Origin of the sequence: Streptomyces sp. NPDC047014 (assembly GCF_040644195.1) — a bacterium.
Taxonomy (GTDB): Bacteria; Actinomycetota; Actinomycetes; order Streptomycetales; family Streptomycetaceae; genus Streptomyces.
On record NZ_JBEYVX010000145.1, the window covers coordinates 1 to 8,691 of the forward strand.

Sequence of the window (8,691 nt, forward strand, 5' to 3'; positions counted from 1 at the left end):
CCCGCGTCCCCCGCCTCGGCCGCGGCGAGGGCGGCGGCGGCCGCGGCCACGTCCTCCCCGGCCTCGTCGGCGTCGACGTGCACGGCGGCGGCCACGCTCAGCCGCACGGCGTGGCCCAGCGAGACCCGCCCGAGCGCGGCCTCGTCCTCACCGGGCGCGCCGGCCACGGCCTTGTCGTCCACGTCCACGGCGACGACCACGCGGCGGCGGGGCGCGGCGGTGTCCTCGGCGAGCAGGCGCAGGGAGGCGGCGGCGGCCCGGCCCAGGGCCGCGTACTCCAGCTCCTCCAGGTCGTCCGACACGTACCACTCGCGCAGCCCGGGGGTGACGGCGTACGCCCGCAGCGGGGCGGGTCCCAGCTCACCCGCCGTGTGCACCTCGGCGAGCGCGGGGAGGGTCAGGGGGACGTACACACGCATGGCCGGCTGCTTTCGGTCGTCGGGAACCCACCCAGGATACGGCGCGCGGCGAACCGGCAGGGTGACGACCGCCGTACCCGATCGGGCCGCCGGGCCGCGTCCGCCGGCCGTCCACCCCCGTACGCGGGGCCGGTCCGGCGGGGGCCGGGGGCGGCGGGCCGCCGACCCGGATAGGTGAACCGAGGGCGCGCGGGGGCCGGCCGTGGCGCCGGTTGCGGAGCGTGTTCGCCCGGCCGTAGAAGATCCCCGACAAGTTACCGCCTGGTACCGCTCCGGGCCGGACCGTTCGGGGGCAGATCGCGATGACCACCACGAAGCGCGCCACGACCGGCGGCGAATCCGCCCGCCGCCGCCCGGCGTCCCGCACCCGCCCGGCGGGCCGCCGCGACTCCCGCCGCCCCTCGGGACGGCATACGGCGCAAGGCCCGCACCACTGGTTCGCGGACCGCCTCCTGGCGGTCGTCAGCGGCCGCCGCCCCGTCCACTCCCTGCTCGGCCACACGGTCGGCCCCGCCTACCAGCAGCTGGCCGACCTGGCCCCGGCAGAGCACCTGCGCGACCGCCTCACCCCGGTGGTCCGCCAGTGCGGCCGCTTCATCCCGGGCCCGGGCGTCATCGAAGCCTTCGCCCGCATCGCCACGGGCGACCGCCTCACGGCGATGGCCTTCCGCCTGGAACAGGGCCCGGACCACCGCTGGCGCTGCGCCGCCATCGAACTCCAGGGCCCCCTACGGTGACCCCCCAAGCCCCGCGACGAGGCCCCCCACCCTGCAACCCTCCCTACGGCCACCAATCCACCCCAGCCGACCACATCCACCCCTGCCGGCCACATCCAGCCCCGCCGGCGTTTGAGGCGCGGGGGCAAGGGGCGGAGCCCCAATCAAGCCCCGCCGGCGATTGAGGCGCGGGGGCCCGGGGGCAGCGCCCCCGCAACGGCGCCGCACCCGGCAAACACAAACGGCCGGGGCCGAACACCCAAAGGTGCCCGACCCCGGCCGCCCGACAACAAGCCCCGCAAGGCAAGGGCAAGGGCCAGGCCAAGAACAGCGGCTACTTCTTCCGCCGCCGCCCCCCCGCGGCCTTCTGCGCCTTACGGCGCTCGGCCCGAGTCATCCCGTCCCCGGCCTCACTGTCGAAGTCACCCTCGACCACCCCGCCCTCCCCATCAACCGTAGGAGCCGAGAAGTGCAGCCGGTCCGGCCGCTGCGGAGCGTCCAGCCCCTTCGCCCGGATCTCCGGCCGCGCGGCCGGCACCGGCTCCTTCGTCAGGGACGGCGCCGCGTCCTGCACCGGGACCTCCTCGACCTGCTGCTCGACCTGGACCTCCAGGTTGAACAGGTAGCCGACGGACTCCTCCTTGATGCCGTCCTGCATGGCGTTGAACATGTCGAAGCCCTCGCGCTGGTACTCGACCAGCGGGTCCTTCTGCGCCATCGCCCGCAGGCCGATGCCCTCCTGCAGGTAGTCCATCTCGTACAGGTGCTCGCGCCACTTGCGGTCCAGCACCGACAGCACCACGCGCCGCTCCAGCTCCCGCATGATGTCGGAGCCGAGCGCCTTCTCGCGGGCCTCGTACTGCTCGTGGATGTCGTCCTTCACGGACTCCGCGATGAACTCGGAGGTGATGCCCGCGCGGTCGCCCGCCGCGTCCTCCAGCTCCTCGATGGTGACCTTCACCGGGTAGAGCTGCCGGAACGCGTTCCACAGCCGCTCCAGGTCCCACTCCTCCGCGAAGCCCTCGACCGTCTCGGCCGCGATGTACGCGTCGATGGTGTCGTCCATCATGAAGCGGACCTGCTCCTGGAGGTCCTCGCCCTCCAGGACCCGGCGGCGCTCCCGGTAGATGACCTCGCGCTGGCTGTTGAGGACCTCGTCGTACTTGAGGACGTTCTTGCGCGTCTCGAAGTTCTGGGTCTCGACCTGCGACTGGGCCGACGCGATCGCGCGCGTCACCATCTTGTTCTCGATCGGCACATCGTCCGGCACGTTCGCCATCGCCATGACCCGCTCGACCATCTGCGCCTTGAACAGACGCATCAGGTCGTCGCCCAGCGACAGGTAGAAGCGGGACTCGCCCGGGTCGCCCTGACGGCCGGAGCGGCCGCGCAGCTGGTTGTCGATACGACGGGACTCGTGGCGCTCGGTGCCCAGCACGTACAGGCCGCCGAGGTCCTTGACGTCCTCGAACTCCGCCTTCACGGCGGCCTCGGCCCGGGTCAGCGCCGCGGGGAGGGCGTGCGCCCACTCCTCGATGTGCTCCTCCGGGTCCAGGCCCTGCTGGCGCAGCTCCGCCTCGGCCAGGTCGTCCGGGTTGCCGCCGAGCTTGATGTCCGTACCGCGGCCGGCCATGTTCGTGGCGACGGTGACGGCGCCGCGGCGCCCGGCCTGGGCGACGATCACGGCCTCGCGCTCGTGCTGCTTGGCGTTCAGCACCTCGTGCGGGATCCCGCGCTTGGACAGCTGCTGGGAGAGGTACTCGGACTTCTCGACCGACGTCGTACCGACGAGGATCGGCTGGCCCTTCTCGTGCTTCTCCGCGATGTCGTCGACGACGGCGGCGAACTTGGCGACCTCGGTGCGGTAGATCAGGTCGGCCTGGTCCACGCGCTGCATCGGCCGGTTCGTCGGGATCGGGACGACGCCGAGCTTGTAGATCTGGTGGAACTCGGCGGCCTCGGTCATGGCCGTACCGGTCATGCCGGACAGCTTCGAGTAGAGGCGGAAGAAGTTCTGGAGGGTGATCGTGGCGAGGGTCTGGTTCTCGTCCTTGATGTCCACCCCCTCCTTCGCCTCGATCGCCTGGTGCATGCCCTCGTTGTAGCGGCGGCCGGCGAGGATACGGCCGGTGTGCTCGTCGACGATCATGACCTCGCCGTCGATGACGACGTAGTCCTTGTCCTTCTTGAACAGTTCCTTCGCCTTGATGGCGTTGTTCAGGTAGCCGACGAGCGGGGTGTTCACCGACTCGTAGAGGTTCTCGATGCCGAGCCAGTCCTCGACCTTGGCGACACCGGCCTCGTGGATGCCGACCGTGCGCTTCTTCTCGTCGACCTCGTAGTCGCCGGTCTCCTCGATGCCCTTGAGCGGCTGGCCGGCCTCGCCCTTGGTCAGGCGGGTGACGAGCTTGGCGAAGTCCGCGTACCACTTCGTGGCCTGGTCCGCCGGACCGGAGATGATCAGCGGGGTGCGGGCCTCGTCGACGAGGATGGAGTCGACCTCGTCGACCACGGCGAAGTTGTGGCCGCGCTGCACCAGCTCGTCCTGCGACCACGCCATGTTGTCGCGCAGGTAGTCGAAGCCGAACTCGTTGTTCGTGCCGTAGGTGATGTCGCAGCTGTACTGGTCGCGGCGCTGGGCCGGCGACATGTTCGCCAGGATGCAGCCGACCTCCAGGCCGAGGAACTTGTGCACCCGGCCCATCAGCTCGGAGTCGCGCTCGGCCAGGTAGTCGTTCACCGTGATCAGGTGGACGCCCTTGCCGGACAGCGCGTTCAGGTAGGCGGGGAGCGTGCCGACGAGGGTCTTGCCCTCACCGGTCTTCATCTCGGCCACGTAGCCGAGGTGCAGCGCGGCACCGCCCATGATCTGGACGTCGTAGTGCCGCTGGCCGAGGACGCGCTTGGCGGCCTCGCGGACGGTGGCGAACGCCTCGGGCAGCAGGTCGTCCAGGCTCTCACCGTCCTGGTAGCGCTGCTTGTACTCGTCAGTGAGCGCCCGCAACTCGGCGTCGGAGAGGTTGACGAAGTCCTCTTCGATGGAGTTGACCTGGTCCGCGATGCGGTGCAGTTTGCGCAGGATCTTGCCTTCGCCTGCACGCATGAGCTTGTTGAAGACGGACACCGAGGTTTGTCTCCTTGCCGGTCGGGCCTGGGCACTGTACGTACACGGGCACGGCAGGTGGGCCCCACCGCAACGGCCATCGTAAGCGAGGACGCGGCCGCGTCGGGAGGTCCGCCGTCCCCGTGAGGGAACGGTGCCCGGATTGAGAACGTACGGGGGACGCCGAAGGTGCCGCACCACCGCGCGGGATTCCCGAAAAGTGTTCGCCCCCGGAAGCGCGGCGGCAGCAGAATCCGCTCATGGAGCCCACCACCCTCACCACGGACCGGCTGGTCCTGCGCCCCTTCCGCCCCTCCGACGAGGAGGAGGTGTACGCCGCCGCGCAGGACCCCGACATCCAGCGCTGGACGCAGGTCCCCGCCCCCTACGAGCGCTCCCACGCGCACACCTTCGTGAACGAGATCGTCCCCGCGGGCTGGCGCGAGGACACCGCCTACCCCTTCGCCGTCCGCCTCAGGGATGACAAGGGCGAGCAGGGCGAGGGCCCGCTGGTCGCGGCGATCGGCGTGCACCTGCACACCGCGGAGAGCCAGGAGGTGGGCTACTGGGCGGTGAAGGAGCACCGCGGCAACGGCTACATGACCGAGGCGGTGCTCGCCGTCGCCCACTGGACCTTCACCGCGCTGGGCCTCGTACGCCTCGAATGGCGCGCGGAGGTCGGCAACGCGGGCTCCCGCGCCGTCGCCGAGAAGGCCGGTTTCCAGGTCGAGGGCCTGCTGCGGGCGGGCATCCTCCAGCGCGGGACCGCCCGCGACTGCTGGATCGGCGCCCTCCTCCCCTCCGACCTGGGCCTCACCCCGTCCCTCCCCTACCTCCCGGCGGCCGGCCGCTGACACTGCCGGGGGTCACTGTCAGTGCCACCCCCTAGGCTTCGGCGCATGACCAGCCTGCCGCCGCCGACCGTGTCGCTCTCCGCCGACGAGGCCCGCCGGATCGCCCTGCGCGCGCAGGGCTTCCTCGGGGCCCCCGACCGCCGCGGCGGGGTCCGCGGGGTGCTGCGCCACCTCGGCGCCGTCCAGCTGGACACCATCTCGGTGCTGGCCCGCTCCCACGAGCTGATCCCGTACGCCCGGCTCGGCGCGGTGGGCCGCTCCGCCGTCGAGCGGGCCTACTGGAGCGACCGGCACGCCTTCGAGTACTGGTCGCACGCGGCGTGCATCCTGCCCATCGAGGAATGGCCGCACTTCGCGTTCCGCCGCCGCGCCCGCCGGGCCCGCGGCCACCGCTGGCACGTCCTGCGGGACAAGGAGCGCTCGACGCGCGCCGTCCTGGACCGGCTGCGGGCGGACGGCCCGCTCACCTCCACCGAGCTGGGCGGCGCCAAGAACGGCGGCGAGTGGTTCGAGTGGTCCGAGACCAAGATCGCGGTGGAGTGGCTGCTCGACACCGGCGAGGTGGTGTGCAGCGAGCGCCGCGGCTGGAAGCGGGTCTACGACCTGCCCGAGCGCGCCGTGCCCGACGCCCTCCTCCACGACGACCTGGACGACCGCGAGTGCGTACGCCGCCTGGTCGCCCTCGCCGGCCGCTCCCTCGGGGTGGGCACCCGCGCGGACATCGCGGACTACCACCGGCTCAAGGGCGAGGAGTTCGACGCGGTCGTCGCGGATTCCGGGCTGGTCCCGGTGGAGGTGCGGGGCTGGTCCAAGCCCGCCTGGGCGGATCCCTCGGCCCTCGCGGACGCTCCCCGCGGCCGCCACCGTACGACGCTGCTCTCCCCCTTCGACTCCCTGGTCTGGGACCGCCCCCGCACGGAGCGGATCTTCGGGTTCACGCACCGGCTGGAGGCGTACGTGCCCAAGCCCCGCCGGATACACGGCTACTTCGCGATGCCGCTGCTGGCGGGCGGGCTGCTCCAGGGCCGGGTCGACCCGGCCCGCGAGGGCCGTACCCTCGTGGCCCGGCAGCTCTCCCTGACCACCCCGAAGGCTGCCCCGGCGATGGCCCGCGCCCTGCGGGAGGCGGCGGAGTGGGTCGGCTGCGACGCGGTCCGCGTGGAGCGCGCGCAGGACGCCGCCGAGGCCGCGGCGGTCACGGCCGAACTGGCGGCCCTGGGCTAGGGCCTGGTCCGGAAGGGACGGCCTAGCGGATCTCCAGGATCTTCTCGCGCATCGCGTAGACCACGGCTTCCATCCTGGAGTGCAACTGCAGCTTCTCCAGGATGTTGCGGACGTGGTTCTTCACCGTGTTCTCGGAGATGAACAACTCCTTGGCGATGTCACGGTTGTTCATGCCGGTGGCCACCAGCTTGAGGACCTCCAGCTCGCGGTCCGTCAGCCGCGGCGCCGGCACCAGCCGCCGCTCGTCGGTCCGCTGGATCATCGACTTGAACTCGGTGAGCAGCTTCGACGCCATCGACGGGCTGATCTGCGACTGCCCGTCGGCCACCGCGCGGATCGCCGTGGCCACCTCGTCCGTGGAGATCTCCTTGAGCAGGTAGCCCGTGGCGCCCGCCTTGATCGCGTCGTAGAGGTCGGCCTCCTCGTCGCTGATCGTCAGCATGATGATCTTCGCGGAGGGGGCCACCTCCTTGATCGTGGTGCACGCCTCGATGCCGCCGCGCCGGGGCATCCGCACATCCATCAGCACGATGTCCGGCAGCAGGTCGGCCGCCTTGTCCACCGCCTCCGCGCCGTCACCCGCCTCACCGACGACCTGGATGTCCTCCTCCTGCGCGAGGACGATCTCCAGACCGCGCCGGAACAGCGCGTGGTCGTCGACCACGAGCACCCGGATCGGCTCCCCGGCCGGAGAACCCGCGGGCTCCGCCGACGGGTCCGCCCCGTCGCGGCCGGGGCCGTCCCCGCGCACCGGACCGAAGCTGTCCGCCATCGTTCCTCCCCCTGCATGAGCTGAGCTGGTGAGCCAACCGGACACGCTCCGCAGCCGGTTGACTGCCCGCCATGATTCCATGCCCGAGGCGTCCCGCGGGGGAAGCCGGTGGCGCTCCTGGCGCATACCCGACATGCAAATGCCCCCGCCGGGGCGCCGAAGCGCCCCGCGGGGGCAGCGGATGGACCTGTTCAGCCGCCGAGCGCGCCGCCCGCGCCACCGGGCGGTTCCTCGGAGCTGGAGGCCCCGTCCGGGTTGACGTGGATGACGCCGTAGTCGTACGCGTGACGCCGGTAGACGACGCTGGGCAACTTCGTCTCGGAGTCGACGAACAGATAGAAGTCGTGGCCGACCAGCTCCATCTCGTACAGAGCCTGGTCGAGCGACATCGGCGCGGCCGAGTGGGTCTTCTCGCGGACGATCAGCGGGCCTTCGCCCTGCACCTCGATGGATCCGATCCGGGTGACCGGGACCCCGTCCGTCTTCTCCTCCGTCACCACCTGCCCGCTGCCGTTGAGCGAGGCGACGCCCGGGACCACGTCGGCGACCTCCGCCGCCGGGATCCGGCCGCTGCCGCGGCGGGTGTAGCGCTTGTCGTGCTGCTTGCGCAGCCGGGCCTCCAGCTTGTCCTGAGCGAGGTCGAGCGCCGCGTACGGGTCGGCGGCGGCGGCCTCGGCACGGATCACCGGGCCCCGCGAATGCAGGGTGATCTCCACGCGGTCGGAACGGTCGGCCTGGCGCGGGTTGTGCTCCTTGGACACCTCGACGTCCAAGCTGATCACCTTGGCGTCGAGCTTCTGGATCCGCTCCGGATTCAGCTTCTCGGCCACGTGCTTGCGGAACCGCTCGGGCACCTCGGTCTTGCGGCCCTTGACGACGATGTCCACGCAGAACTCCGTTCCCGGATAGCTCCGCCCGACGGGGCGAAGCGTCTCCCTTTCGCACCAGACTCCGGTGAACGCCGGAGCCTCGGACTTGGCGACTTTCACCTCCTCCTCCCCCATCAGCGAGATCGAAACCCCACCGACTTCGGAGTCGGGAGAACAGCCCCCTGAGTTCCTTACAACCGAACATATCCCTCTATGACGGTTGTCGGCACCCGCTACCGGCATGTACTTCCAGTCAGGTGACTGTTCCCTCGTACTACCTGCAACGATGGGCCTTCCCCTCCAGTTCCGAATCTATTCACGGGATTTTCCCGGGGCCCCGGTGGCAGGCCGCGGTGGCAGTCGCCGGGCCACCGCGGGCGGGCAGGTGAAGGAGTCCGCGGGCGCGGCCACCACCGCCGCCCGCAGCTCCCCTCCACCGGACTCCGCGCTTCCCGCTCCCCTGCCCCGCCCGGGGCCCGGCAATCCCGCCGATCCCGCGAGTCCGGCCGATCCCGTCGATCCCGCCGATCCCGCAAGTCCCGCCGCGCGTACCGCCCGCGCCGCCTCCGCCAGCGTGGCCCCCGTGGTCATCAGGTCGTCCACCAGCACCACACGGGCCCCGGCCGTCACCCGCGCCCCGCCCCGGCGCCCCAGGCGGCGGTCAGTGCGGTCCGGGTGACGCTCTCGCCGTCCCCGGAGCGGAGGCGGAAGTCCGGCAGGATCCCGGCCAGGGC

General features: G+C 71.6%; 8 protein-coding genes. 3 read left to right on the top strand and 5 right to left on the bottom strand.

The genetic code is table 11. The annotated features are described in order from the left end of the window. Nucleotides 1-419 (bottom strand): hypothetical protein (locus ABZ873_RS33145; RefSeq protein ID WP_360880253.1); only part of this gene is annotated, 419 nt, incomplete at its 3' end. Between the two features lie 302 nt (nt 420-721). On the opposite strand from ABZ873_RS33145, the gene ABZ873_RS33150 reads away from it, so the two are divergent. Beyond that, nucleotides 722-1,156: an Rv3235 family protein gene (locus tag ABZ873_RS33150; RefSeq protein ID WP_360880256.1), complete on the top strand. Its 435-nt coding sequence runs from the start codon at nt 722-724 to the stop codon at nt 1,154-1,156. A gap of 313 nt (nt 1,157-1,469) precedes the next feature. Here ABZ873_RS33150 and secA read toward each other — a convergent pair whose 3' ends face one another. Continuing rightward, nucleotides 1,470-4,259, bottom strand: coding sequence for a preprotein translocase subunit SecA (gene secA / locus ABZ873_RS33155; protein WP_360880259.1), 2,790 nt, complete (start codon nt 4,257-4,259; stop codon nt 1,470-1,472). 239 nt (nt 4,260-4,498) lie between these two features. On the opposite strand from secA, the gene ABZ873_RS33160 reads away from it, so the two are divergent. Together ABZ873_RS33160 and ABZ873_RS33165 are read left to right on the top strand one after the other, a co-directional pair. Continuing rightward, entirely contained in the window at nt 4,499-5,092 is a 594-nt protein-coding gene (locus ABZ873_RS33160; RefSeq protein WP_360880262.1) for a GNAT family N-acetyltransferase, read from the top strand. 45 nt (nt 5,093-5,137) lie between these two features. After that, nucleotides 5,138-6,316 (top strand): crosslink repair DNA glycosylase YcaQ family protein, encoded by a 1,179-nt coding sequence (locus ABZ873_RS33165; RefSeq protein WP_360880265.1) that lies wholly within the window; start codon nt 5,138-5,140, stop codon nt 6,314-6,316. A gap of 22 nt (nt 6,317-6,338) precedes the next feature. Here ABZ873_RS33165 and ABZ873_RS33170 read toward each other — a convergent pair whose 3' ends face one another. From ABZ873_RS33170 to ABZ873_RS33180, 3 genes are all read right to left on the bottom strand, one after another. Next, nucleotides 6,339-7,088, bottom strand: a complete 750-nt coding sequence (locus tag ABZ873_RS33170; protein ID WP_360880268.1) for a response regulator transcription factor — start codon at nt 7,086-7,088, stop codon at nt 6,339-6,341. 191 nt (nt 7,089-7,279) lie between these two features. Continuing rightward, nucleotides 7,280-7,975, bottom strand: coding sequence for a ribosome-associated translation inhibitor RaiA (gene raiA, locus ABZ873_RS33175; RefSeq protein ID WP_360880271.1), 696 nt, complete (start codon nt 7,973-7,975; stop codon nt 7,280-7,282). 294 nt (nt 7,976-8,269) lie between these two features. Continuing rightward, on the bottom strand, nt 8,270-8,691 hold a 422-nt coding region (locus ABZ873_RS33180), incomplete at its 5' end, for a phosphoribosyltransferase family protein (RefSeq protein ID WP_360880274.1).